The sequence below is a fragment of the Mucilaginibacter sp. CSA2-8R genome, from assembly GCF_038806765.1.
Lineage (GTDB): Bacteria > Bacteroidota > Bacteroidia > Sphingobacteriales > Sphingobacteriaceae > Mucilaginibacter.
Window position 1 is genome coordinate 2,720,986 of the sequence record NZ_CP152389.1, and the last position, 24,629, is coordinate 2,745,614.

General features: G+C 42.9%; 18 protein-coding genes. 12 read left to right on the top strand and 6 right to left on the bottom strand.

Translation table 11 applies throughout. The features are described 5' to 3' along the window. Positions 1-58: 58 nt before the first annotated feature. Both AAGR14_RS11400 and AAGR14_RS11405 read right to left on the bottom strand, forming a co-directional pair. Positions 59-1,249: an alpha/beta hydrolase gene (locus AAGR14_RS11400; RefSeq protein WP_342644339.1), complete on the bottom strand. Its 1,191-nt coding sequence runs from the start codon at positions 1,247-1,249 to the stop codon at positions 59-61. Positions 1,250-1,344: 95 nt separating this feature from the next. Beyond that, positions 1,345-1,842, bottom strand: a complete 498-nt coding sequence (locus AAGR14_RS11405; protein ID WP_342644340.1) for a hypothetical protein — start codon at positions 1,840-1,842, stop codon at positions 1,345-1,347. 90 nt (positions 1,843-1,932) lie between these two features. Between AAGR14_RS11405 and AAGR14_RS11410 the strand changes: the two genes are divergently transcribed. Together AAGR14_RS11410 and mqnC are read left to right on the top strand one after the other, a co-directional pair. Then, the gene (locus AAGR14_RS11410) at positions 1,933-3,393 is read left to right on the top strand and encodes an ATP-binding cassette domain-containing protein (protein WP_342644341.1); all 1,461 of its coding nucleotides are present in this window, start codon (positions 1,933-1,935) and stop codon (positions 3,391-3,393) included. 80 nt (positions 3,394-3,473) lie between these two features. Then, positions 3,474-4,598: a cyclic dehypoxanthinyl futalosine synthase gene (gene mqnC, locus AAGR14_RS11415; RefSeq protein ID WP_342644342.1), complete on the top strand. Its 1,125-nt coding sequence runs from the start codon at positions 3,474-3,476 to the stop codon at positions 4,596-4,598. A gap of 163 nt (positions 4,599-4,761) precedes the next feature. Here the strand turns inward: mqnC and AAGR14_RS11420 are convergent, their stop codons facing one another. From AAGR14_RS11420 to AAGR14_RS11430, 3 genes are all read right to left on the bottom strand, one after another. Then, positions 4,762-5,103, bottom strand: coding sequence for a DUF3276 family protein (locus tag AAGR14_RS11420; RefSeq protein ID WP_342644343.1), 342 nt, complete (start codon positions 5,101-5,103; stop codon positions 4,762-4,764). Between the two features lie 205 nt (positions 5,104-5,308). Next, positions 5,309-7,672 carry an endonuclease MutS2 gene (locus AAGR14_RS11425; RefSeq protein ID WP_342644344.1) on the bottom strand — a complete coding sequence of 788 codons (2,364 nt, stop codon included), beginning with the start codon at positions 7,670-7,672 and terminating at the stop codon, positions 5,309-5,311. Then, positions 7,653-8,207: a DUF4296 domain-containing protein gene (locus AAGR14_RS11430; protein ID WP_342644345.1), complete on the bottom strand. Its 555-nt coding sequence runs from the start codon at positions 8,205-8,207 to the stop codon at positions 7,653-7,655. The genes AAGR14_RS11425 and AAGR14_RS11430 overlap by 20 nt, the downstream gene beginning before the upstream one ends. 22 nt (positions 8,208-8,229) lie before the next feature. Between AAGR14_RS11430 and AAGR14_RS11435 the strand changes: the two genes are divergently transcribed. Genes AAGR14_RS11435 through AAGR14_RS11450 form a run of 4 tightly spaced genes read left to right on the top strand, consistent with a single transcriptional unit; the run spans position 8,230 to position 11,457 of the window. Next, positions 8,230-8,919, top strand: coding sequence for a YggS family pyridoxal phosphate-dependent enzyme (locus AAGR14_RS11435; protein WP_342644346.1), 690 nt, complete (start codon positions 8,230-8,232; stop codon positions 8,917-8,919). A 3-nt stretch (positions 8,920-8,922) separates the two neighbouring features. Continuing rightward, complete coding sequence (locus AAGR14_RS11440; protein ID WP_342644347.1) at positions 8,923-9,396, top strand: GNAT family N-acetyltransferase; 474 nt, start codon at positions 8,923-8,925, stop codon at positions 9,394-9,396. Further along, positions 9,393-10,193 carry a DUF3298 domain-containing protein gene (locus AAGR14_RS11445; RefSeq protein WP_342644348.1) on the top strand — a complete coding sequence of 267 codons (801 nt, stop codon included), beginning with the start codon at positions 9,393-9,395 and terminating at the stop codon, positions 10,191-10,193. The genes AAGR14_RS11440 and AAGR14_RS11445 overlap by 4 nt, the downstream gene beginning before the upstream one ends. 4 nt (positions 10,194-10,197) lie before the next feature. After that, the gene (locus AAGR14_RS11450) at positions 10,198-11,457 is read left to right on the top strand and encodes an aspartate kinase (protein ID WP_342644349.1); all 1,260 of its coding nucleotides are present in this window, start codon (positions 10,198-10,200) and stop codon (positions 11,455-11,457) included. 6 nt (positions 11,458-11,463) lie between these two features. On the opposite strand, the gene AAGR14_RS11455 is transcribed toward AAGR14_RS11450, so the two are convergent. Beyond that, positions 11,464-13,518 carry a tetratricopeptide repeat-containing sensor histidine kinase gene (locus AAGR14_RS11455; RefSeq protein ID WP_342644350.1) on the bottom strand — a complete coding sequence of 685 codons (2,055 nt, stop codon included), beginning with the start codon at positions 13,516-13,518 and terminating at the stop codon, positions 11,464-11,466. Positions 13,519-13,830: 312 nt separating this feature from the next. Here AAGR14_RS11455 and AAGR14_RS11460 point away from each other — a divergent pair, with 312 nt between their 5' ends. The 6 genes from AAGR14_RS11460 (at position 13,831) to glgB (ending at position 24,566) form a co-directional block, all read left to right on the top strand. Continuing rightward, positions 13,831-15,186 carry a glutamine synthetase family protein gene (locus tag AAGR14_RS11460; protein ID WP_342644351.1) on the top strand — a complete coding sequence of 452 codons (1,356 nt, stop codon included), beginning with the start codon at positions 13,831-13,833 and terminating at the stop codon, positions 15,184-15,186. Between the two features lie 22 nt (positions 15,187-15,208). Continuing rightward, positions 15,209-16,258: a hypothetical protein gene (locus tag AAGR14_RS11465; protein ID WP_342644352.1), complete on the top strand. Its 1,050-nt coding sequence runs from the start codon at positions 15,209-15,211 to the stop codon at positions 16,256-16,258. A 22-nt stretch (positions 16,259-16,280) separates the two neighbouring features. After that, positions 16,281-17,135, top strand: a complete 855-nt coding sequence (locus tag AAGR14_RS11470) for a TIGR01459 family HAD-type hydrolase (RefSeq protein ID WP_342644353.1) — start codon at positions 16,281-16,283, stop codon at positions 17,133-17,135. Positions 17,136-17,309: 174 nt separating this feature from the next. After that, positions 17,310-19,265, top strand: a complete 1,956-nt coding sequence (locus AAGR14_RS11475; RefSeq protein ID WP_342644354.1) for an alpha-1,4-glucan--maltose-1-phosphate maltosyltransferase — start codon at positions 17,310-17,312, stop codon at positions 19,263-19,265. Positions 19,266-19,267: 2 nt separating this feature from the next. Beyond that, a complete protein-coding gene (treS, locus tag AAGR14_RS11480) occupies positions 19,268-22,609 on the top strand; it encodes a maltose alpha-D-glucosyltransferase (protein WP_342644355.1) in 3,342 nt (1,113 codons plus the stop codon). Positions 22,610-22,616: 7 nt separating this feature from the next. Further along, entirely contained in the window at positions 22,617-24,566 is a 1,950-nt protein-coding gene (gene glgB, locus AAGR14_RS11485) for a 1,4-alpha-glucan branching protein GlgB (protein ID WP_342644356.1), read from the top strand. The last annotated feature ends 63 nt before the right edge of the window (positions 24,567-24,629 follow it).

Here is a 24,629-nt window from a genome sequence, read left to right on the forward strand (position 1 = left end):
CATATAAAATAAAGAACCTGCAATTTTTGTTTTGCAGGTTCTTTATTTTATAAAGGTTTTATTTATTAAAAGCGTCTTTTAATTGGCTTGCAGCATAGCTTAAAGCTTCTTTAGCTTCAGGAACCAAAGCTCCCATGCCAAAAAATTCATGTGTTACGCCGTCATATACTTTACGGTCAACCGTTACACCGGCCGCCTTCAGTTTGCTTTCCAGCATTTCGCCATCGCTTTGTAATGGGTCAAGTTCAGCGTTAATAATGGTAAATGATGGCAAGCCTTTTAAGTTGGCAGCTACCAAATTTAAGCGTGGATCTTTAGCTTCGGCCATGGTGTTGGTATAATTTTTAGTAAACCACATCATCATGGCTTTGTCCAAAGGTTTAGCCTCAATATATTTGTTATATGAAGCGCTAAACATATCCGCGCTTGCTATCGGATAAACGCTAACAACATGCAGTGGAGCCTGGATCTTTTTATCGCGGGCCATGATGGCTACGTTAGTGGCCAAATTACCACCAGCGCTCTCACCTACTACTGCAATCTTTTTCGGATCGCCTTTAATAGACGCAGCGTTGTTTAATACCCATTGGTATGCAGCAAACGAATCATTATGCGCAACCGGGAAACGATGTTCTGGCGCTAAACGGTAAGCGACAGATACTACAACGGCACCAACCTGATCTGATAATGCTTTAGCCGAAGAATCGTATACATCAATGTTAGCAATTACAAAACCGCCACCATGATAGTACACAATTACCGGGAGCGGGCCTGTTGCACCCTGCGGTGTATACACCCTGATGTGCACATTACCACCGTTTACGGGTATCTCTTTACCCATGGTATCTACTTTCATCACCGGCATCGGGATGTTGTATTCTTTCATCAAATCTTTGACCGCGTCAGTCGGTGTATGATTTTTACGGGCTTGCACTGCAGTAAGCTGCGGAATAGGTTTATCTCCGTAGCTGGCCAGTTTTTCTATAACGGCCTGCATTTGAGGTTTAATATCACTTCCCCAAGCTGGTTTTGGACCTTTGGGCTTTACATCATCCGGGTTGCCCCCTTTATTTGCTACGTCAGTGGTTTGGGTGGTGGTTACACTACTGTCAACAGATGTACTGTCTGAACTTGTTGTGTTTTTGTTTGATGAGTCACACGCGGTAACCCCAAATACGGCAGCAACAGCTAACGATGCTAAACACTGCCTTGCAGAGCTTGAGCTAATAAAATTAAAATGGTTTTTCATAAGTATTATATCTGTGAAACCAACACCATTTTGGTTATATTGTTGGTGTTACAGTTATAAAATATTGCTGTGATGATATTTTATAACTGTAAGTTTTAAAGAGTAGATTTTAAGGTATCATTTACTAGATGCTTAGCTGTATTAAGCGAAATCTTGTTATTGCCATTCAATAACTTCATCACCGCCGACGACACTAATCCACCAGTTAGATAATAAAGAACGGCTAAAACTTGTGTCTCGCGAGATTTATTGCTGTGTTTTTCGTTTAGGCCCATAGGCTTTGGTAAAAGAACCGCTCCCAACCCTGCAGCTAAACCCGATGCAGCCCCTTTTAGAACTGTTTTGTTATCGCCTATGCCCGCCATACTATAATAAATGCTGTTGCTGATGATGTCGCCACCCATAGTCATATAGTAAAGCTTTTTACCTACCGGTGGTTCAATACCCGCTTTATCCAACAACTTTGTTAAAGACTCCATACCTAACAAATCCATACGGGGTGCTTCTGTGTCGTTCTTTTTAATCAGTTGGTGCAATACGGTTACTGCACAAGCACCGGCTAAACCGCCTAATAATGCATTCAATACTTTCATAGTATGTTTTTTTGTTTAAGGTTTAGCCGGGCATTTTGTTCGTTAGCGTTATTTAATTTTTATACTTGCAGCCTTAGCTTTAAAGAAAATATGGCTTTATTAGAAGTAAAAGATGCTACACTCCGCATGCAGCAGCATACATTACTGCATAATCTCAATATTACTATTAACCAAGGCGAGCATTGGCTAATTACGGGCAGCAGCGGCTCGGGAAAAACCATTTTGCTCAATGTATTTGCCGGCTTACTTAAACCTGTAAGCGGCTTGGTAACTACCGGTATTGATCAAAAGCATCTTGGCAAGGGTATATTATTAGTAACGGCCAAACATCACTTTAAAGACACAACCAACACCAGCAACCTGTATTATCAGCAGCGTTACAACTCGCAGGATGCTGATCAAACCGTCACTGTGTTACAGTACCTGCAATCAAAAACAATAGAAACTACTGGGTTCTGGACGGTTGACCGGGTTATTAATTTATTGATGCTCAACAAACTCGCAGATAAATCACTCATTAAGTTATCCAATGGCGAAACTAAACGCTTAAGGTTAGCTTCGGCATTGCTGGCTCATCCTGCTATTTTATTGTTAGATGATCCGTTGGCTGGCCTGGATTACGATACTCAGCAACATTTCGGCAGCCTGTTGCGAAAGATTATTAGCAGCGGAATTACCATTATCATGGCGGGCAGCGGTTTCGAAATACCATCGGTTATTACTCATGTAGCCATAATGGAACAGGGCACCGTCACTCAAACACTACCAGCCAGCCAGTTTACACCACCGCAGCAACGCAACACTTCTGCAGCGTCACTAAACTTATTGTCTGAGTTATTAAAAAACAATAAAACAACTAGTTATAGTCAGATGGTTAACATGGAAAATGTTAACATAAGGTATGGTGACGTAAATGTATTAACCGATGTTAACTGGACGGTTAAGCCTGGCGACCGCTGGGCATTGTTTGGTCATAACGGCGCCGGTAAATCATCTTTGTTAAGTTTAATTAACGGCGACAACCCGCAGGCTTATGCTAACCACATTATATTATTTGATCGCAAACGAGGAAGCGGCGAGAGTATTTGGGAGATTAAACGTAAAATTGGATTTCTTTCTCCGGAGTTTTACCAGTACTTCCCGACAGACCAGTCGGCACTTCAGGTGGTTGAGTCTGGCTACTACGATACACAGGGATTGTTTAGACCAAGCCAGCCGGCAAAAGCAGAAAAAGCAATGGACTGGCTTAAAGCTTTGCAAATTGAGCAGTATGCCAGGCACAGATTAAAGAATATGCCTGCCAGTGCGCAAAGGCTTTGTTTGCTTGCCCGTGCACTTATTAAATTGCCCGACTTGTTGATTCTTGATGAACCATGCCAGGGCCTAGACAAACAACAGCGGGTACATTTTAACCAATTGATTGATGCTATTGTTGAACAAACCGGATTAACATTAATTTACGTAACGCACTACATCCACGAATTGCCGGACAGCATCAACAAAGTAATTACTTTGCAAGAGGGCCGCATTCACAGCATTCAGGAAAAGTAAATTACTATCACTATCATATCATATTGCCGGCCATCACTTAGATTTATTGCCATTATCGCTTAATGCCCTTATCTTTGTACATGAGTACTGCCGATCTACTGCAACGTGCACTTCAGTTTGATTTTTTGAGCATGGAAGAAGGCGTTTATTTATACCACAACGCTTCTACTCCCGAGCTGATGTATACCGCCAACGAACTTCGTAAAATACAGGTTCCGCATGGCAAGGTTACCTGGCAAATTGACCGCAACGTAAACACCACCAACGTTTGTATCGCTAATTGCAAGTTTTGTAACTTTTTCCGCCGGCCAGGGCATGCGGATAGTTATATCACCGACATTGAAACGTACAAGCAAAAGATAGAAGAAACTTTCCGTTACGGCGGAGATCAGCTTTTGCTGCAGGGTGGTCACCATCCCGATTTGGGTTTGGCTTTTTATGTCGACTTATTTAAGCAGTTAAAAGAACTTTATCCAACACTAAAACTGCACTCGCTTGGCCCGCCCGAAATTGCGCACGTGTCCAAATTAGAAGGTATGAGCCACCTTGATGTGCTAACTGCGTTGAAAGAAGCAGGCCTTGACTCGCTACCGGGTGCAGGCGCCGAGATACTGAACGACCGGGTACGCCGTTTAATATCCAAAGGCAAGTGCGGTGGCCAGGAGTGGTTGGATGTGATGCGAGCCGCGCATAAAATAGATCTGCCTACATCAGCAACGATGATGTTTGGTCACGTGGAAACCATTGAGGAACGATTTGAGCATTTAGTTTGGATTCGTGAGGTGCAATCAGAAAAACCGGAAGGACATTATGGTTTTACCGCATTTATCCCATGGCCATTTCAGGATGATGGAACGCTGCTAAGAAAAGTAAGAGGCATTACTAATAACGTTACCGGCGATGAATACCTGCGCATGATTGCCTTAAGCCGTATTATGCTGCCTAACGTGAAAAATATACAAGCCTCCTGGTTAACCGTTGGTAAACAGGTAGCACAGCTGTGTTTACATGCCGGTGCCAACGACTTTGGCTCCATTATGATTGAAGAAAACGTTGTATCAGCCGCGGGAGCACCTCACCGCTTTACTGCGCAAGGCATTCAAAATTCCATCCGGGAAGCCGGTTTTGAGCCCCAATTACGCAACCAGCGTTACCAGTGGCGCGAAATGCCAGAGCAACTGGAAGAGCAAGTAATTAACTATTAAAGGATATCGAAAGTAATGAGGAAAGCTGCCTTGAGAAGATCAAAGCGGCCTTCCTCATTTAAAAAGCTGCAACTATACTCTAATAGGTTAATTAAAGAACTGGGATTTAACAAAAAAGGGCACTACGATGAGTGCCCTTTAAATTTAAGTTTATATCAGTATTTTAGAACGTAAAATCCTCTTCAGTTGCACCGGCTACACCGGCGGCTTTGGTTATTTCGTTTAACTCGCTGTACTCGTAACGCTTCTCAACCACATCCTGATTAGCTTTGATGTAATCTACCGTGTCTTTCAAACCTTCGGCAAATTTCTCAAAATCTTCTTTGTAAAGAAAAATTTTGTGCTTCACAAAAACACCATCTTCCAAACGCTTTTTGCTCTCTGTAATTGTGATGTAATAATCGTTTGACCGTGTTGCTTTTACATCAAAAAAATAAGTTCTTTTACCAGCCCTTACTTTCTTCGAGAATACCTCATCCCGCTCTCTGTTTTCGAAATCTCCCATGTGTTTAAAAGTGTTGTATTAGTTTGATTGCATAAATATAAACAAATTTTAATATCGCAACACCTTTTGTAATATTTGTGGAAAAAATCTCAAACTGTTAATAACTTCACTTGTATCGCTTCAATCCTATTGAGAGATACGAAATTTAGCAACCATCAACGTGTTGCTTTTAATTTGTTGAAAATTGAACGGTTAAAACCTAAAGCTATTTTAAATACACGTAAGTAATACCGTCACCTCCCCTGTCGGCATGTTCGTCCTCCATATGGCTTACCTGATCATACTTTTTCAAGTACCCTCTAATGAGTTTGCGTAATATGCCGTCACCTTTACCATGAATAATTTTTAGCGAGCCGAAGCTCATCATGACGGCGCGATCCAGCAGCTTTTCAATGGCATGCAGGGCATCCTCACCACGCATACCTCGTACATCAATTTCGGGGCTAAAGCTGGCCATATCACCCGTTGAGGCTGAACTGGCACTGCGGCGTATCTCTTTGGGTACTTCTTTACGGGTTACCTTTTGCACGCGTTTACGCTTAGCCACGGTACGTAAATCGCCAATAGCAATAATAATATTGTCTTTGGCAATTTCCATTATTTGCCCGGTGGTATCAGAGTCGGTCAGCTTTACCCAGTCACCTACTTTTAACTCATCATCTGTATTGGGCTTAGCAACAGTAGCCTGTTTAACAGTATTTTTTTGCGCTTCGCGGCTTAGGTTTTCGCGCAGGGCACGGGTTTTCTCTTTGTCCGCTTGTACATTTTTAATTTCGGCAATCGTGTTTTCAACCAGCTTGTTGGCGTTTACAATAATGTCTTTAGCCTGCTGCTTGGCATCGCGTATCAGCGCTCTTTGGTTTTCTTCTAGGTAAGCCTTTAGCTTTTCGTTCTCTGCGAGTAAATCGTTAACACGTTTTTGCTGACGGTCCAGCTTAACTTTAGTGTCGTAAATCTCCTTTTTTTCACGCTCCAGGTCTACCAATAGCGTATCTACCTTTTTTTGACTGGTACCTATTTTGTTCTTGGCCAGATTAAGCACCTGCGGAGGCAAGCCTATTTTCTGGGCGATTTCAAAAGCATAAGAACTGCCCGGTTTACCAACTTCTAACTGGTACAAAGGCTTCATGTGCACATTATCAAACAACATGGATGCGTTCTCGATGCCTTCGGTATCGCTCGAAAATATTTTGAGATTGGAGTAGTGCGTTGTAACCATGCCCCTTACCTTTTTAAAATTAAGCGACTCCAGTACAGCTTCGGCAATGGGGCCACCAAACTGCGGATCGGTACCAGTACCAAATTCGTCAATCAAGATCATGGTTTTGCCACTGGCCATTTCCACAAAGTGCTTCATTTTTGAGAGGTGCGCACTATAAGTACTCAAATCACTTTCAATAGATTGGTCGTCACCAATGTCAACAAACAGCTGCTTAAAAATACCTACCGTACTGCTTGCATCAACAGGTATGAGCAAACCGGCTTGGGTCATCATTTGCAAAAGGCCCACCGTTTTCATACAAACCGATTTGCCGCCGGCATTAGGGCCCGATACAGTAATAATGCGCACACTATCGTCGATTTGTACATTGAGCGGCACTACCGTTTTATGCTCCTTTTTAAAACTTAAAAACAGCAACGGATGCCGGGCATTAATCAAGCGCAATCTGGCTTCGTTAACCACCGCAGGCATTTCGGCCTCAATATCAATGGCAAACAGCGATTTAGCACGTACAAAATCTAACTTGGTTAATAAGCCATGGTACGAAAGCAGCAGGGGCACGTACGGACGCAATTCGTCTGTTAGCTGCGTTAATATTTTAACTATCTCGCGGCGGCGTTCAAACTCCAGGTCGCGTATACGATTATTGAGCGTAAAAACTTCTTCAGGTTCCATATAAACGGTTTGCCCGGTAGCCGACTCGTCGTGTATAAACCCTTTCATTTTACGCTTATTTTCGGCCAGTAAAGGGATACACAAACGTCCGTCGCGTATGGTCAGCGTTCCATCGGCAGTCCAACCGTTAGATGAAGCACTTTTAAAGATCTGGTCAATCTTGCGGCGTGCTTCCTGTTCGGCCTTGGCAATGCCCGAAGTAATTTCTTGTAAATCGCGCGAGGCATTAGGGCGTATTTTGCCTTTTGCATCCAGCACCATGTCAATTTTTTTGATGATGCTTTTTTCAATAGGCAGGTGCTCAAATAAAGCTTCGAGATTTGGATATTGTCCCTCGCGTTCGTTAAAGTAGCCAATTACGGCAAAAACCGTGGCCAGCGATGCCTGTATCTGAAAAAACTCTTCTTCGGTTAAAAAAGTACCTTCAATGCGTACTTTATTAGCAAGTGACTTTATGTCAAAAAAGTGATTGATGGGCAGCACCGCATCATGTTGTAATATGTTCTTAAATTCGTGGGCCTGGCTCAGAAACTTATGTATCTGATCGTAATTATTCATCACCTGAATTTTGCTCACCATTTGCTGGCCCATGGTGCTCAGGCAGTGTGCTTTTATTAACTCTTTAACTTCGTTAAAGCCGAGTTTTTCAGCACTATTTTCGGGGTATAACATTCTTGTCTTTACGTAATTTATTTTTGCCTGCGCCTTTTTTCTCTTCCGTCTTTTTATGCAACGAATCGGCTTTGGCTTTGTTTAAACGGGCTATAGAATCGGCTGCCCGTTTGGCTATGCGTTCATTTTCTTTCATCTGCCGGGCAAGCTCGGCCTTCTGGCGTTTCTCTTTCACTTTGGTGGCCGAGTCTACCCGTACTTTAATATCGGCAATTACCTTGTCATAAATTTCAAATAATTCATCAGGTCTATTGGTGTAATACTTAAAACTCTTTTTAAACGCGCCGCTATCAATATTTTGTTGTTTAAATATTTGCATGTACTGCGCATTCCCGTATTTAAACATTGTATCCGGTACCATCATTTTATCAGTCAGGGTACCATCTACCACATGTATTTCGATTAACACATGTTCCATTTGCTCATGGCTCAATATCTCTTTGGGCTTATCGCTTTTGCAGGAACACAAAAAAAACATCACTAAAAAAAACAAGATGTAATAAATGCGCTTTCTGTAATTTAGCGGTTTCCTCATAAGAGGCAAATTTACGTAATAAATGAGCATTAGCGATAACATAAAAAGCCTGAAAAACGAGCTCGACACAGTGAACGTTACCCTGGTAGCCGTGTCTAAAACGAAGCCTGCAACTGATATTGAAGAAGCCTACCAAGCAGGCCAACGCATATTTGGCGAAAATCAAGTGCAGGAACTGGTAGAAAAATACGAGCAGTTGCCTAAAGATATTGAATGGCACTTAGTTGGTCATTTACAAACCAACAAAGTAAAATATATTGCTCCGTTTATCAGCCTTATTCATTCTGTAGATAGCTTAAAGCTGCTGGAAGAAATTAACAAACAGGCCGAAAAAAATAAACGCGTAATTGATTGCCTGCTGCAGGTATACATTGCCGACGAAGAAACCAAATATGGTTTAGGCTTTGATGAAGTAATTGAACTGCTACGGTCTGATGAGTTTGCTGCGCTTAAAAATGTGCGCATTCGTGGGTTAATGGGTATTGCTACTAACACCGACAGCGAAAAACAAATCAAAGAAGAATTTTACGAGCTTGATACGTTTTTTGACGGAATAACTCAAAGCTTTTTCCGTAAAGAAGACAGCTTTGATATATTGTCAATGGGTATGTCTGGCGATTACAAAATTGCCGTTGAACAAGGCAGTACCATGGTAAGATTAGGCAGCACTATATTTGGCGAAAGAGTGGTTAAACACTTTAAAAATAATTAGGATATGCAGGTACAACTCAGAACAGCCCGCCGTGACGACTGCCCACGCCTGTTAGAACTTATAAAGGAACTTGCCCTTTACGAACGTGCACCGCAGGAGGTGACCGTTGATTTGCATCATTTTGAAGAAGCAGGATTTAGCAAACAACCGGTTTGGAAAGCCTTTGTGGCCGAAACAGATGGTTTTATTGCTGGTTTTGCGCTGTATTATGTACGATACTCTACCTGGAAAGGCAGCCGCCTTTACCTCGAAGATCTGATTGTAACCGAAGCTTTGCGCGGCAAGGGCATTGGCAAACTTTTATTTAACCGCATAGTGCAGGAAGCACGTGAGCTGAGTTTTAACGGCATGTCCTGGCAGGTGCTGGACTGGAATGAGCCGGCCATTAATTTTTATAAAAAATACGAAGCCGGTTTAGAAGCCGGCTGGTTAAATGCATCACTTTCTACCGAACAAATCATAGATTTTAAGTCATGAAAATTTATCACTTAGCCGCTTTAGCAATATTAGCATGGAGTTCGCAAGCTTGCTGGAATACCAAACCTAAAATTGAAGACGCCAACATTTATAAAGATACGCTCTCTTACCAGTTTAAAAACATCAAAACTAACGCTGATGATTGTGCCGGTAAACCCGATAGCGCCTGCACAACCGTTAAGTTTAAATATCCGGCTTTTGATAACCAACCGGTATTGAATGATACCATAGTTACCGGACTGGCTACCTTATTGGACCGCCAAAAAGGCATTGCGGGCTTGCAGCGCCTAAGCTGGCAGTTTATGCTGGATTATAAAGACTTTAAAAAAAGCCGTCCGGATTGGAAGGGTAATTTCGACCTCAACTGCAAGGTAAACGTGATTCGCCAGGACTCCAGCCTTGTTGGGTTAGAATACAATGGTTATCAGTTTATAGGCGGTGCCCATGGCGATACAAAGATTCGTTACCTGAACTGGAATGTTAAACAGAACAAAAAGATTTTACTGAGCGACATCTTAAAACCCGGATCTGAAGCCAAACTGACAACAATTGGCGAAAAAATCTTCAGGAAACAGGAAAATCTGGATGCTGCTACCCCGCTATCGCGCGATTATTTTTTTAAAGATGGTAAGTTTACATTAAATCAGAATTTTTTAATTACACCACTGGGTCTTAAGTTTTTGTACAACCAGTCTGAGATTAAACCTTATGCTGCCGGTCAAACAACACTCGATATTCCTTACGCACAAATAAAAACTTTACTTCAACCCAATACGGTTGTTGTCCGATATTTATAAACAAATGCTCGTATTTAAATTTGGAGGTGCATCGGTAAAAGATGCCGCTGGCGTAATAAATTTAACGCAGATTGTTAAACGTTATGCTAACGAAGAACTGATTATTGTGGTATCGGCCATGGGCAAAACTACCAATGCCTTAGAAGAACTGGCCAAAGCCTATTTCAATAGCGCTGACGTTGTGGCCTCCCTTTATGAAAACATCAGACATTATCATTACACCATCATGCATGACCTGTTTGATGATCATGACTCGGTGTTTGATGAGGTGGCCAACACCTTTGTTGAGATTGACTGGATGCTTGAAGATGAACCTCACGACAGTTATGATTTTATATATGACCAGTTGGTATCAGTAGGTGAATTACTGTCAACCCGCATAGTAAACGCTTACCTAAACAAACAACAGATAAATAGCCGGTGGCTTGATGTGCGCGGCTATATACATACCGACAATACATACCGCGAAGGCGGAGTAGACTGGGAAAAGACATGTAATGCCATACAAAAGGATATACCCGGCATGCTTGGCAAAAGCATCGTTGTTACCCAGGGCTTTTTAGGCGGTACGTCGGAAAACTTCACTACCACTTTGGGACGTGAGGGATCAGACTACACTGCATCCATATTTGCATCTTGTTTGCAGGCACAGTCGGTAACCACCTGGAAAGATGTACCAGGTATTTTGAATGCTGACCCCAAATACTTTGCCGACACGGTTAAGTTTGATGAGCTATCATACACCGAAGCCATCGAGATGACATATTATGGTGCTACCGTTATTCATCCAAAAACCATCAAACCTTTGCAAAATGCCGGTATACCTTTACTTGTAAAATCGTTTAACGACCCAGATACTGACGGTACTATCATTAGCACAAATGGTAAACCGACATTTATCAAACCGGTGATAATTGTAAAGCCCAATCAAGTTCTTTTGTCACTTTCGGCAAAAGATTATTCGTTTATATCCGAAAAGCACCTGAGCGAAATTTACCAGCTATTTGCTTTTAATAAAGTTAAAATAAACGTGGTACAAACATCGGCGTTAAGTTTATCGCTATGTTTTGACCTTGATGATGAAAAGTTTGATAAGCTGACAGACCTATTAAAGCCAAACTTTAATCTCAAATATAACCAGCAATTGTATTTGCTTACGCTTAGGCATTACACCACAGACTTACTTAATAGGCTTACTGAAGGCAAACAAGTTTTACTGGAACAAATAAGCCGGAACACCGCCCAGGTGGTAATGGCTGATTAATTCTTGCTATGATTGATGTTTTCGTGATAGGCGGATTGCTTTTCGGGGGGCAGGTAACAAGACAGGCTTTTTGATGGCTGCTCCCTGAAACATCGGTAAGGAGAAAAAGAACGTCGTACCCTGACCGTTTTTACTCTCGGCCCATATTTTCCCCTGGTTTATTTCAATAAACTCTTTACAAATTACCAAACCTAAACTGGTACCTGTTTCATTATTGGTACCTTTAGTACTGGCGCTGCCAATATCAAACACGTAAGGCAACCGGTCTGGCCCGATGCCAATTCCGTTGTCTTGAACCGAGAAGGTTATTAGGTTGTTATTGATATCGGCTATGGCATCAATGTTTACCCAACCACCTGTAGGTGTAAATTTGACGGCGTTAGCTGTAACGTTGCGCATCACAAATTCGAAATGGTTGGGGTCAACCAGCATAGTTAGCTTATGGTTTACCCGGCTAATCAACTGAATCTTCTTTTTCTCTGCTGTTTCCGTCAATAAATTTATTATGCGCTCAATAATAGGCGCAGGCTGAACGATAAGGCTATTCAGACGTACGCCTTTAAGCTGCATTTCGCCCCATTTCAGTAACATATTTAACGTTTCGAGCGTAATGTTACTGGCTGAGGTAAGCCTTTTAATCAACATGGTTTTCTCTTCGCCTTCGATGTCATCATCGTCAAGCAAAAACAACAAGTCAATAACGGAGGCCAGTGGTGCTCTCAGGTCATGCGCCAGCACCGAAAATAACTTATCTTTTACCTGGTTCGATTCTTTTAAATTAGTGTTAGCAGTATTTAGCAGTTTGTTAAGCCTACGGGTACGGTAAAAGTAATAACCAATAACCAGCAAAACTGCCAGAGCGCCAAAAGCCAGCGTAATATAAACGTTGCGTTGCAGGCGCTGTTGTTTATATAAAATATCCAGTTCTCTAACGCGGGCTTTAGATTTGTACAACTGGTATTCGGTTTGTAATCCGGTTACCTGCTTAGCCATAGCTTTGTAATACAAGCTGTCAGCTAAAGTGTTTTGCTGCTCCCTTAGTTTTAAGGCGAGTTGGTAATTGTGCTGATACTTGTACAAATCGGCCAGGCGACTTAATATTTCTATCTCCTGTTTGCGCGCGCCTTTCTCCCTTACTAAGGTGAGGGCTTGGTTAAAATAATAAAGTGCTTTTGGGGCATCGCTTGCTCCATAAGTATCAGCCAGGCCGGTTAAAGTCTGTAATTCGCGCAGGTAATTATTAATAGCCCGAGCCTTTTGTAAAGCAGCTATTTGCAAGCTGATAGACTTTGCCTTATTACCTTGCTTGTTATAGACTTTAGCCAGGTTATTCGTTAAAGTAATATTCAGGCCTTGGTATTGCGGCTCGCCGCTTAACATAATTCCTTTTTCGAGATAGGTTTTCGCAAGAGTAGGTATTCCCATTTCACGATACACTACCCCAAAATTGTTATATATATTAAGCGAAAGGTTAGAGAAAGGAATGGTGTTATTAATTTTTTCTGCTGTATGCAGGTATTTTAAAGCGGTGTCAAACTTGCGCTGTCCCATGTAACCTTCGGCTAAGGTAAGATAAGCCTCCATGCAGCCGGCAGCATTTTTGGAGCGCTCTGCAACCTTAAGCGATTGTATGAAAAGGTCTATAGCCTTATCATAGTTGCCTTTACGCAGCTCAACTACACCTAAACGTACAATAATTGCTGCCTCACCAACCGGATTTTTACCTCTGCGGTAAAGCTCAAGTGCTTCTGTATATTTCAAATTAGAAGCATCAAAGTCGCCCAAATTATCATCGATCATGCCTAACTGGTTAAGCATCATAGCTTGCCCCTTGAGGTCCTTTTTTTTCCGTGCTTCTGCCAAGCCCATTTTGGCGAAAAAAACAGCTGAATCGGGTTTGGAATAACGGTATTGCTTGATTAGTTTTTCGTAATCGGCGATGGTAAGCGAAGACGATTGTGCCGAAGATGACTGCTTAATTACCGCAACAGCGGTATAACTATAAGTTAAACAAAGTAAAAGTGATAAAAATATTGTTGACCGTTTAATTAGTAGTGGCACAGCACAAAGATATAATTTATGCTCAGAGTATACTTAAACACAGGTGAAAATGTTACAAACAATTACACTCAAGTTGTGTATTCACTTTCGCCATGATTAAATTATTTGTTCAGTAATTTTACTTAGGCCATCACCTCAATTTTTTTTAGCAACTATCTATTTGAATAAACAACTCAATGAATTAATAGTCAATAAATTAACTTACATAGCGTCAAATATTTAATTAATTAATACCTGAACCGCCTATCCTTTCGAATAATTAGCCACCCTTTCTCTAACTTGCGAAACTTTTGTAACACCTAATTCGAGCCTATGGATGCACAGCAAATAACCGGCTACCTAAAGCAAAATAATAGTCATCACATCAAATTCGCATTTGCGGACATAGACGGAATTTTGAGAGGTAAGCTTATTCACAGGCAAAAATTTGAAAGTGGCTTGCAGAATGGTTATGGTTTTTGTGATGTGGTATTTGGTTGGGACAGCGCCGACCAAGCCTATGATAACGTTGCCGTGACTGGTTGGCACACAGGCTATCCCGACAAAAACTGCCGCATTGATTTAGCTACTTTTCGCAATATACCCTGGCAGAATAATATACCCTTTTTCCTGGCTGATTTTAGCGGTGCGGATAAGGAGGGGGTGCCGTGTCCGCGTACACTTTTAAAAAAGATAGTGTCAGCATGTGCCGATATGGGCTATCATCCCGAGTTTGCTCAGGAGTTTGAATGGTTTAATTTTAGTGAGACGGCAAAATCCCTGCAGCAAAAATCTTTTAGGGGCATTGAACCAGTCACTCCGGGAATGTTTGGGTACTCTATATTACGGCTATCGCAGCAAAGCAATTTCTATCTTGATTTAGTAAATTTGTTAGAAGAATTCCGTATCCCTTTAGAAGGCTTGCATACCGAAACCGGCCCAGGCGTGTGCGAAGCTGCCATAATACATGACCATGCACTGGCAGCAGCAGATAAAGCTGTACTCTTTAAAAATGCAGTTAAAGAAATTGCCTCCAGCCACGGTATCATGGCATCTTTTATGGCTAAATGGAACGCAGACTTACCCGGCTGCGGTGGACATATACATCAAAGTTTATGGAATACTGACAAGAGCCATAATTTATTTTATCAAGCCGATGCGGAGCATGGTATAAGTGAGTTAATGAAGCATTACATCGCAGGGCAGTTATATTGCTTGCCATTCATCATGCCGATGTATGCGCCTACCATAAATAGTTTTAAAAGACTGGTAGAAGGTGCCTGGGCACCCACTACAATTACCTGGGGTATAGATAACCGAACGGCGGCGTTAAGGGCTATCAGCCAATCCGCGAAATCTGCCCGGTTAGAAACACGTATTCCCGGCGCCGACAGCAACCCATACCTGGCCATTGCGGCCTCCTTAGCCTCAGGCTTGTACGGCATTAAACATAAGCTACCGCTTAACATTAAGCCGGTACAGGGCAACGGATATTTGGATACCTCTAATGGCACCTTACCAAAAAATTTGTTAGAAGCAGCCACAGCTATGCAGCAGTCTGATGTAGCACGCGAACTTTTTGGCAACACATTCGTAGACCATTTTACCGCAACCCGTGTTTGGGAATGGCGTCAGTTTAATAGCCAGGTTACGGACTGGGAACTGAAAAGATATTTTGAAATAATTTAGCAAATACAGGCAACTGCCTTTTATGAACCACGAATTAAGTAAGCTGATTGTGAGCAAGGCCTGGGAGGCATACGACGCTTCCAAGGTGATCATGAGTATTGATGACATCAGCGCTAACGTTTCTACCAATTTTGTTTTCAGGGTAACCTTCGAAGATGGCGACATCATTATAGCCAAGCTTTCGAGTTTTGGTAAATACGAGTATTTTAAAGAAGATCATCGCATTATCCACAGCCTGTCAAATAATCTTTTGTACCCTTACGAGAATGTACTGGCTAAATCATTGCTAAAAAACAACAGGGTATACATTTACCGTCATCGCCAGAGTGGCAACGAAGCCTGGGTAGTATTTTATAACCCTACCCGCATCCTGGAGCGGCTGCCACGACGACTTGAAGAAGATCATATCAGGCAATTTGCACAGCAGGCAGCAAAGTTTCATAAGGCCTGCTCGCGCGCGGCCAAGGTGCTGCCCAAGTCGTCAAAAACTATGCGTACCGATATTAACAGTTTGCTTGACCGGCTTACCGCCGACGAAAGCCGCTATGGTACCCGGAGCCACGCCGACCAATTGCGCTACCACTGCGATAAATACCTGAAAGGCCGCGCTAAATACGGGGCCGCTACTTTTGAAACTATCCCGGTATTTATTGACTGGAATATTGGCAACTTCTCGGTAACAAAGGATATGGAATTGTATTCGCGTTGGGATTATGACTGGTTTAGGATGAGTACGCGAATGATGGATTTTTATTTTTTTAGCCGTGTGGTATCTAACGCTGGTGACCGCACGGTGTTTAGCTACCTCATCACCACCATGATGGAAGACCGGTTTATCGTATTTTTACAAGAGTATCATAAGCATAACCCACTTACCGTCAATGAAATAGGTTTTCTTAAAGAAGCTTATCGTTTTTTCATACTTAATTATGTGATTAAAGACGGCAAACACTTTTTCCACGAGCAATATGCCAACAAATTGCAGCAGGAAGCCTACGACATCTATCTGCCGTCTGTAGACCGCGACTTTGATGCCAACGTATTGCTTGATGCTCTTAACTTAAAACCGTAATTTACAACAGAAACCTCTTTTGATGCTACCTACCCTTGATTTTAAAAGCGTTGTTGACCGATATAAAGTGATTTTTTTTGACTCGTTCGGGGTTATAAAAAACTACAAGGGCCTGGTACCAGGCATTAAAAACACTTTCGATTATCTGCGCGATCAAAATAAAGACTATTACATTGTTACCAACGATGCTTCGCGCAGTCCGCAGCAGCTGGCACAATCATTTCAAAAATTAGGGCTGGACGATCTTACTCCCGAAAAAATCATCTCGTCGGGCATGTTAGCTAAAGAGTACCTGGAGTTGAAAGTTACTGAGGGTATTGTGGCTTACCTGGGCACTAAAAACTCGGCGCATTACATTGAGTCGGCCGGCCATCAAACAATGTCAATCCGCGATATTACTGATGATTTAATTGAGCAGGTAAGCGGCGTAGTATTTATGGATGACGAGGGCTATCGCTGGTTTGACGACCTGAACAAAACGGTTAACCTGCTGCGCAAACGTAATATACCGGCTATAGTGGCCAACACCGATTTAGTTTACCCGCTCACCAAAACCGACGTTGCCATTGCCGTAGGCGCTCTGGCCGATATGATTGAAAAAATTGTGGGCAAAAGGTTTATTCGCTTTGGCAAGCCCGACTCACAGATGTTTATGTTTGCGTATGAGCTGGCCCGCCAAAAACAAAGCCTTACCAAACAAGATATACTGATGGTGGGCGACACTTTGCATACCGACATTTTAGGCGGAAATAAATTTGGATTAGATACCGTACTGGTTTACACCGGTAACACGCTGCCTGCCAATGCCGAAACTAATATCATGGCCACCGGTATTGCTCCCACCTACATTTGCAATAACGCGGTAGTCGAAAGTTGAGCCACGTCTACTTAAGTCATTTCTTCAATACATCACGGTGATACTGCATTGAGTAAAAATGCAGTTAAAACTTTTTGTTGTTTTTAACTTAAACATTTTGTAAGCGTTTGCGGTTAGTTTCAGTAATCAAAATGAGACCGGGCAACCTATGCCCCTCACTAAAATTATTGCTTAATGATTCAGACCAGCGGCCAAAAGCGAGTTATCATCACTAACATATCCCCCAAGGTTGAAGAAGGAAAGTTTCCGGCAAAATCAGCAATTTATGAAAGTTTCAAAATATCAGCCGACATTTTTAGCGACGGCCATGATGAAATTGCTGCCAGCGCTTTCGTTAAAAAAGTAAACGATGCAAACTGGACCGAGTATCCGCTGCATTTCGTTATAAACGACCATTGGGAAACTATCTTCAGAGCTACCGAAACAGGCAACTACGAGTTTAAAATTGAAGGTTGGGTAGATCACTACACTACCTGGAAAAAAGGACTCAAAAAAAAGTTTGACGCCGGTCAGGACATTACCGTCGAACTGCAGATTGGCGTGGAGCTGCTTGAAGAAGCTGCAACCCATAACATCGCTAACAAAGCGAAGCTGCGCGAATGGGTTACACAACTTACCCAGGCAGGCAGCACCGAGCAAGCTGTGGTGCTGGCATTTAGTCCTGAGATCAGTGCCGAAATGTATAAGCACCGGCACGCCAACCTGGTAACCCAATACCCTACTGTTTACCGTTTTGAAGTTGAGCGAAAACGCGCCGCCTTCAGCACCTGGTACGAGCTTTTTCCACGTTCGGCGTCGGAGCAGCCCGGCGAACACGGCACTTTCGACGATGTTGTTAAATTGTTGCCCCGGGTAGCCCGGATGGGGTTTGACGTTTTATACTTTCCACCTATTCACCCTATTGGCGAAAAAAACCGTAAAGGAAAAAACAACTCGTTGACGGCTGAGTCCAATGACCCCGGATCGCCCTGGGCTATTGGTAATCGCTTGGGCGGACATAAAGCAATCCATCCGCAATTGGGCACGCTCGACAGCTTCAAGGCGCTGATAAATGAAGCAAAAACGCTTAACATCGAAATTGCAATGGACATTGCCTACCAATGCGCACCCGATCACCCTTATGTAAAAGAGCACCCGCAATGGTTTAAATGGCGGCCTGATGGTACCGTGCAATATGCCGAGAACCCACCGAAAAAGTACGAAGATATCCTACCATTCAATTTTGAAACTGAAGATTGGGAAAATTTATGGCAGGAACTAAAAAGTGTAATTGACTATTGGGTAGACGCCGGCATACGGGTGTTCAGGATAGATAACCCGCATACCAAGGCTTTTGGGTTTTGGCAATGGATGATTGGCGAAGTACGGGCAAAAACTCCGGAGGTTATATTTTTAGCCGAAGCTTTTACCCGTCCGCGCATTATGGAACGATTAGGCAAGGGCGGCTTTAATCAATCATACTCTTACTTTACCTGGCGTAACACCAAACAGGAAATTGAAGAGTACATGACTGAGCTTACGCAAACCGAAATGCGCTACTATTACCGCGCTAATTTTTGGCCTAACACACCGGATATTTTGCCTCCGGCATTAATAAACGGTGGCGATAATGCGCACGTTATGCGGGTTATACTGGCAGGTACGCTATCCTCAAACTATGGCCTGTACGGCCCGGTGTACGAGTTTGGCATCAATGCACCGCACGGCGTTAAAGAAGAATATGTAGATAATGAAAAATACGAAATTAAACACTGGGACTGGAACCAGTACACCCGTATTGGCGAGATCATTACCCGCTTAAATCGTATCCGCCACCAAAATGCGGCCTTGCAAACCACCTGGAACATTCAATTTGCAGATACCAGTAATCAACAAATTATCTGTTATATTAAAACAGATAAAGCCACTGATAATAACCTGATTATTGCCGTTAACCTGGACGCCTTTGCAACACAGGGGGCCCATGTACGCATACCGCTGCCCGAATTTAATATTGGGTATGATGAGCCTTACCAGGTTACCGATTTATTGAGCGGCAGCAGTTACCGCTGGGTTGGCGATTATAACTACGTTGAACTTAACCCCTACCAAATGCCTGCACATATTTTCAAAGTACAAAAATTATACTAACCATGCCTCAAGATATAACACCACTCGACGATAAACTACACTGGTATAAAGACGCTATTATTTACGAATTGCACATCAAGGCTTTCCGGGATGGCAATTGCGACGGCATAGGCGATTTTAAGGGCCTGATGGAAAAGCTCGACTATCTGCAGGATTTAGGTATTACTGCAATCTGGCTCCTTCCGTTTTACCCATCGCCATTGCGTGATGACGGCTACGATATTGCCGATTACTATAGCATCAATCCATCTTACGGAACTATTGAAGAATTCAAGTTATTTTTAGACGAGGCGCATAAACGCGGACTTAAGGTAATTACCGAATTAGTCATCAATCACACGTCAGACCAGCACCCTTGGTTTCAAGCAGCGCGCAAGGCACCCAAGGGATCTGACGAACGTAACTTTTATGTTTGGACGGATGACCCTAAAGACTACAAAGACGCACGGATAATTTTTCAGGATTATGAAGCTTCAAACTGGACTTGGGACCCGGTTGCGCAGCAATATTACTGGCACAGGTTTTTTCACCACCAGCCCGATTTAAATTTTGATAATCCGGCGGTGCAGCAAGAAGTTTTTAATATTTTAGAATACTGGTGTCAAATGGGTGTAGATGGTTTCAGGCTTGATGCCGTACCTTATTTATTTGAGCGCAACGACACCAATTGCGAAAATCTGCCAGAAACTCACGTATTTTTAAAGAAGCTTCGCTCGTATATAGATGAACGCTACCCGGGCACTCTTTTATTAGCTGAGGCCAACATGTGGCCTGAAGACTCGGCCGCCTACTTTGGCGACGGTGACGAGTGCCAGATGAACTACCACTTCCCGGTAATGCCACGCATGTTTATGGCCTTGCAGATGGAGGACAAATATCCTATCACAGATATTTTTGACCAAACGCCCGAGATACCTAACACTTGCCAATGGGCGATCTTTTTGCGTAACCATGATGAGTTGACGTTGGAAATGGTAACCGACGAGGAACGCGACTTTATGTATAAAGTATACGTAAAAGACCCTAAAGCTCGTATTAATTTGGGCATCCGTCATCGGTTGGCGCCATTGCTGGAGAATAGCCGCCGAAAAATTGAATTGTTAAACACTTTGCTTTTTTCGTTACCTGGCACGCCGGTTTTATACTATGGCGACGAAATTGGCATGGGCGACAACTTTTATCTGGGCGACCGCGACGGCGTGCGCACACCAATGCAATGGGATTCGGAGCGTAATGCAGGATTTTCGGAAGCCAACCCGCAACGCTTGTACTTACCGCTCATCCTCGATCCGCAGTTTCATTATGAGTCTGTTAACGTCGAGCTCCAGTCTCGTAACACATCGTCACTGCTCTGGTGGACCAAACGTGTAATCGCTACCCGAAAAAAATATAAAGCTTTTAGCCGGGGCGACATGAAGTTCATTCAGAGCGAAAACTCCAAAATACTCGCCTTTACCCGCACTTACGAAGACCAGACCATGCTGGTGATTGTCAACTTGTCGAGATATAGCCAACCGGTCGAGTTAGAACTAAGTGCCTATAAAGGTTATATACCTGTCGAGATTTTAAGTCGCAACAATTTTCCTGAAATTAAGGCCGACTCACTATACTTTTTAAACTTGCCAGCTTACGGCAGCCAGGCATTTGTATTAGAACAAGCGCATCCGGAAATGGAAAACGAACAGCGCTTACAAACCATTGCTGTACAAAGTTGGAAAGAATTACTGGAAAGAAAGGTTTTAGAACAGCTCGAAAACAAAGTTTTACCCAATTACCTGATGCGTTTGCGTTGGTTTGGCGGAAAAGCAAGGGGCTTGGAAACCATTACCATTACCGACTATGCTACCGTTCCACTGGCCGACAACAGCGCTTTTATCTTGCTGATGGAAGTAAAATACCGTGAAGGTTTACCAGACTTATACCAGTTACCGGTAGCTTTTGCGAAGGATGGCATGGCCGAAACTTTAAAAACTAATACACCTCAGGCCGTCATAGCCAATTTAACGCTAAATGGTGAAGAAGGCATATTATATGATGCTATATATGGTTCGCCATTGCAACAGGCCATTTTTACTAATATGGCTCAGGGCAATAGTGTCGCGCAGTCCAAAGGTAAATTGGTATTTTCGGGCAACAGCGCGTTAACAACACATGTTGCAGAAAATCCGGTTACTAATCCGCGCATGCTTTCGGCCGAGCAGAGCAATACTTCATTATCTTTCGATAATCAATTTTACCTTAAAATTTACCGTAAAGTTGACCGTGCTGTTAACCCCGATAAAGAGCTGACTAAGTTTTTGAGCGAGGAAGCTGGTTTTAAAAACATACCGAGATACGTAGGATCGGTTGAGTGGAACTTCGGCACCGACTCGATGGTGTTAGGTATGATGCAGGAAATGGTAAAAAGCAACAGCGACGGTTGGGAATACATGCTCGACAGGTTAAACGACTTTAACGATAATTTGCTGATCACAACCGATAACGAGATCGTTCTGCAAGAGTCTTTAGGTACTATCATTACGCCGTTGGCTTATGAGGAGGTACCTGAAGCGACCAAAGAAAAATTAGAGGCCAGTGTTGCTGAGTTAGTAAAACTTTTGGGTGAGCGCACCGGCGAAATGCACCTGGCTTTGTCGTCAGAACAAAACAATCCTGCATTTAAGCCAGAAGATTATTCCTTACATTATCAACGCTCATTGTTTTCATCTTTGCAATCTTTGGTTAGGGTAGCTTTTCAGAGCCTAAGCAGAAATTTAAAAAAACTACCTGAAAACGTTAGGCAGGAAGCTGAAGAAGTGCTGAGTATGAAGGAGGAGATCTTAACGATTTTCAAAAAAATATACAGCCATAAGATAGATGTCACTAAAATCCGCATTCACGGCGATTATCATTTAGGCCAGGTATTATTTACAGGGGGCGACTTTTTGATACTTGATTTTGAAGGCGAACCGGCACGTAGCTACAGCGAAAGACGTTTAAAATACTCTCCGTTACGTGATGTAGCCGGCATGATTCGTTCATTCCATTATGCCGCTTACGGCAGCTTGTTTTTAGATAACCAGATCAGGCCTGAAGATATTGAAAAATTGTTGCCGCACGTAGAGCAGTGGTATCATTATATGTCGGGCTTTTTCATGAAATCGTATTTGGAAACTGTTGGAGACGCTTCCTTTGTGCCAAAAGCCAAAGAAGATTTGGAAATTATGCTGCAAACATTTCTAATGCAGAAAGCGGTATACGAATTGAATTATGAGCTCAATAATCGCCCTGATTGGGTGTTGGTTCCGCTACGGGGTATCAAATCTATTGTTTTAAAAAACAGAATGGCAACCACAGCTGAGTAATTTAAAGATGGAAAATAATGCAGCGCAAATAATTGAGAGTCAGCCTTGGTTTACCCTTTTTACCGACTTTGATATTGATTTATTTAAGGCTGGTAAACACTACCAGCTTTACAATAAACTGGGTGCACGGCAGGTAGATCATGCCGGTAGGTCAGGAACGTACTTTGCCGTTTGGGCGCCTAATGCTAAACATGTATCGGTAATTGGCAATTTTAATGGTTGGAACCGGTACCAAAACGCCATGCATGTAAGATGGGACGGCTCTGGTATTTGGGAGTTGTTTGTGCCTGATATAACTGACGGTGAGTGCTATAAATATTTTATCGAGTCGAACAGCGGATACACGGTAGAAAAAGGAGACCCATACGCTTACCGTTGGGAAACGGCACCCCATACGGCAACCATTACAGCCAACCTGCAATATACCTGGGGAGACCAACAATGGATAGCCAAAAGAGGGCAGACTGATGCCTTACAACAGCCTCTATCTATCTACGAATTACACATTGGCTCCTGGAGACGGGTAATTGACGGCGAGAGCCGGTTTATGACTTACCGCGAGTTGGCGGTTGAGCTAACCGAGTATTGCAAAAGTTTGAACTTTTCCCATGTAGAGTTTATGCCGGTGATGGAACATCCATTTTACGGTTCATGGGGATATCAGCTAACCGGCTACTTTGCCCCATCGGCCCGCTACGGTACTGCGCAAGACTTTATGTATTTGGTTGACCAATTGCATCAGGCCGGCATTGGGGTAATTTTAGATTGGGTTCCTTCCCACTTTCCCGAAGACCAGCATGGGTTAGGGTATTTTGATGGTACGCACTTATACGAGTACGCAGACCCGCGTAAAGGCTTTCACCCGGATTGGAAGAGCTTAATATTTAACTTTAGCCGCAACGAAGTTAGGGCCTTTTTAATTTCTAATGCATTATACTGGCTGGATAAATTCCATATTGATGGGCTGCGTGTTGACGCTGTAGCGTCCATGTTATATCTGGATTATTCGCGGAAGGCTGGCGAATGGATACCTAATGAGTTTGGCGGCCGCGAGAATTTAGAAGCGATAAGCTTTTTACAGGAGTTTAATGACGCGGTTCATCAGCATCATCCGGATGTTATTACTATCGCCGAAGAATCAACAGCCTGGCCAGGCGTTACCGCACCAACCCATGCAAACGGTTTAGGGTTTGATTTAAAATGGATGATGGGCTGGATGCACGATACGCTGAGCTATTTCGAAAATCCACCAATATATCGCAGCTACCACCACGGGCAAATCACCTTTAGTTTGATGTATGCCTTTACCGAAAAATTTGTACTTCCACTATCACACGATGAGGTAGTCTATGGCAAGCATTCGCTCATCAATAAAATGCCCGGCGACAGCTGGCAGCAATTCGCCAACCTGCGTTTGTTATACGGCTATATGTATGGCCATCCAGGCGCAAAACTTATTTTTATGGGCGGCGAATTTGGTCAGCGACACGAATGGCAGCACGATTACAGTTTGGATTGGCACGAAACTAACGACAGCAACCACTTAGGAATATTAAAATGGCTAAGCCAGCTTAATACTTTGTATAAACAACACGGTGCTTTATACGAAAACAGCTATTCGCCCGATGGCTTTGAGTGGCTTGAGATGAATGACAGTGCTAACAGCGTGCTATCCTGGCTGCGTAAGGGCAAAGACAATAACGAGAGTTTAATCTTTGTGGCTAACTTTGCCCCGGTGGTCCGAAACAATTACCGCATCGGTGTTTCGCAAGTTGGCAATTACACCGAAGTGTTAAATTCAGATAATTTAAATTACGGCGGTAGCGATGTGTTGAATAAAGGCCTGCTCGAGTCTTATCCTATCCCTATGCATGGTAAGGCTCATTCGTTGGTTTTAACGCTGCCTCCGTTGGGTATATCTGTTATTAAATTCGACAGTAAGTTTGACTGGCTGTAGTTTGTGCACCCATAAACTACAGGAATATACCAGCCGGTGCATCAGTAAAACTTTCTGATGCAC

What these genes read in the sequence shown, in the direction of transcription:
- AAGR14_RS11405 (WP_342644340.1), bottom strand. Translation starts at nt 1,842, where the DNA reads ATGAAAGTATTGAATGCATTATTAGGCGGTTTAGCCGGTGCTTGTGCA.
- AAGR14_RS11425 (WP_342644344.1), bottom strand. Translation starts at nt 7,672, where the DNA reads ATGTTATACCCCGAAAATAGTGCTGAAAAACTCGGCTTTAACGAAGTT.
- AAGR14_RS11440 (WP_342644347.1), top strand. Translation starts at nt 8,923, where the DNA reads ATGCAGGTACAACTCAGAACAGCCCGCCGTGACGACTGCCCACGCCTG.
- AAGR14_RS11410 (WP_342644341.1), top strand. Translation starts at nt 1,933, where the DNA reads ATGGCTTTATTAGAAGTAAAAGATGCTACACTCCGCATGCAGCAGCAT.
- AAGR14_RS11435 (WP_342644346.1), top strand. Translation starts at nt 8,230, where the DNA reads ATGAGCATTAGCGATAACATAAAAAGCCTGAAAAACGAGCTCGACACA.
- AAGR14_RS11465 (WP_342644352.1), top strand. Translation starts at nt 15,209, where the DNA reads ATGAACCACGAATTAAGTAAGCTGATTGTGAGCAAGGCCTGGGAGGCA.
- AAGR14_RS11430 (WP_342644345.1), bottom strand. Translation starts at nt 8,207, where the DNA reads ATGAGGAAACCGCTAAATTACAGAAAGCGCATTTATTACATCTTGTTT.
- AAGR14_RS11445 (WP_342644348.1), top strand. Translation starts at nt 9,393, where the DNA reads ATGAAAATTTATCACTTAGCCGCTTTAGCAATATTAGCATGGAGTTCG.
- AAGR14_RS11400 (WP_342644339.1), bottom strand. Translation starts at nt 1,249, where the DNA reads ATGAAAAACCATTTTAATTTTATTAGCTCAAGCTCTGCAAGGCAGTGT.
- mqnC (WP_342644342.1), top strand. Translation starts at nt 3,474, where the DNA reads ATGAGTACTGCCGATCTACTGCAACGTGCACTTCAGTTTGATTTTTTG.
- AAGR14_RS11420 (WP_342644343.1), bottom strand. Translation starts at nt 5,103, where the DNA reads ATGGGAGATTTCGAAAACAGAGAGCGGGATGAGGTATTCTCGAAGAAA.
- AAGR14_RS11475 (WP_342644354.1), top strand. Translation starts at nt 17,310, where the DNA reads ATGATTCAGACCAGCGGCCAAAAGCGAGTTATCATCACTAACATATCC.
- glgB (WP_342644356.1), top strand. Translation starts at nt 22,617, where the DNA reads ATGGAAAATAATGCAGCGCAAATAATTGAGAGTCAGCCTTGGTTTACC.
- AAGR14_RS11470 (WP_342644353.1), top strand. Translation starts at nt 16,281, where the DNA reads ATGCTACCTACCCTTGATTTTAAAAGCGTTGTTGACCGATATAAAGTG.
- treS (WP_342644355.1), top strand. Translation starts at nt 19,268, where the DNA reads ATGCCTCAAGATATAACACCACTCGACGATAAACTACACTGGTATAAA.
- AAGR14_RS11450 (WP_342644349.1), top strand. Translation starts at nt 10,198, where the DNA reads ATGCTCGTATTTAAATTTGGAGGTGCATCGGTAAAAGATGCCGCTGGC.
- AAGR14_RS11460 (WP_342644351.1), top strand. Translation starts at nt 13,831, where the DNA reads ATGGATGCACAGCAAATAACCGGCTACCTAAAGCAAAATAATAGTCAT.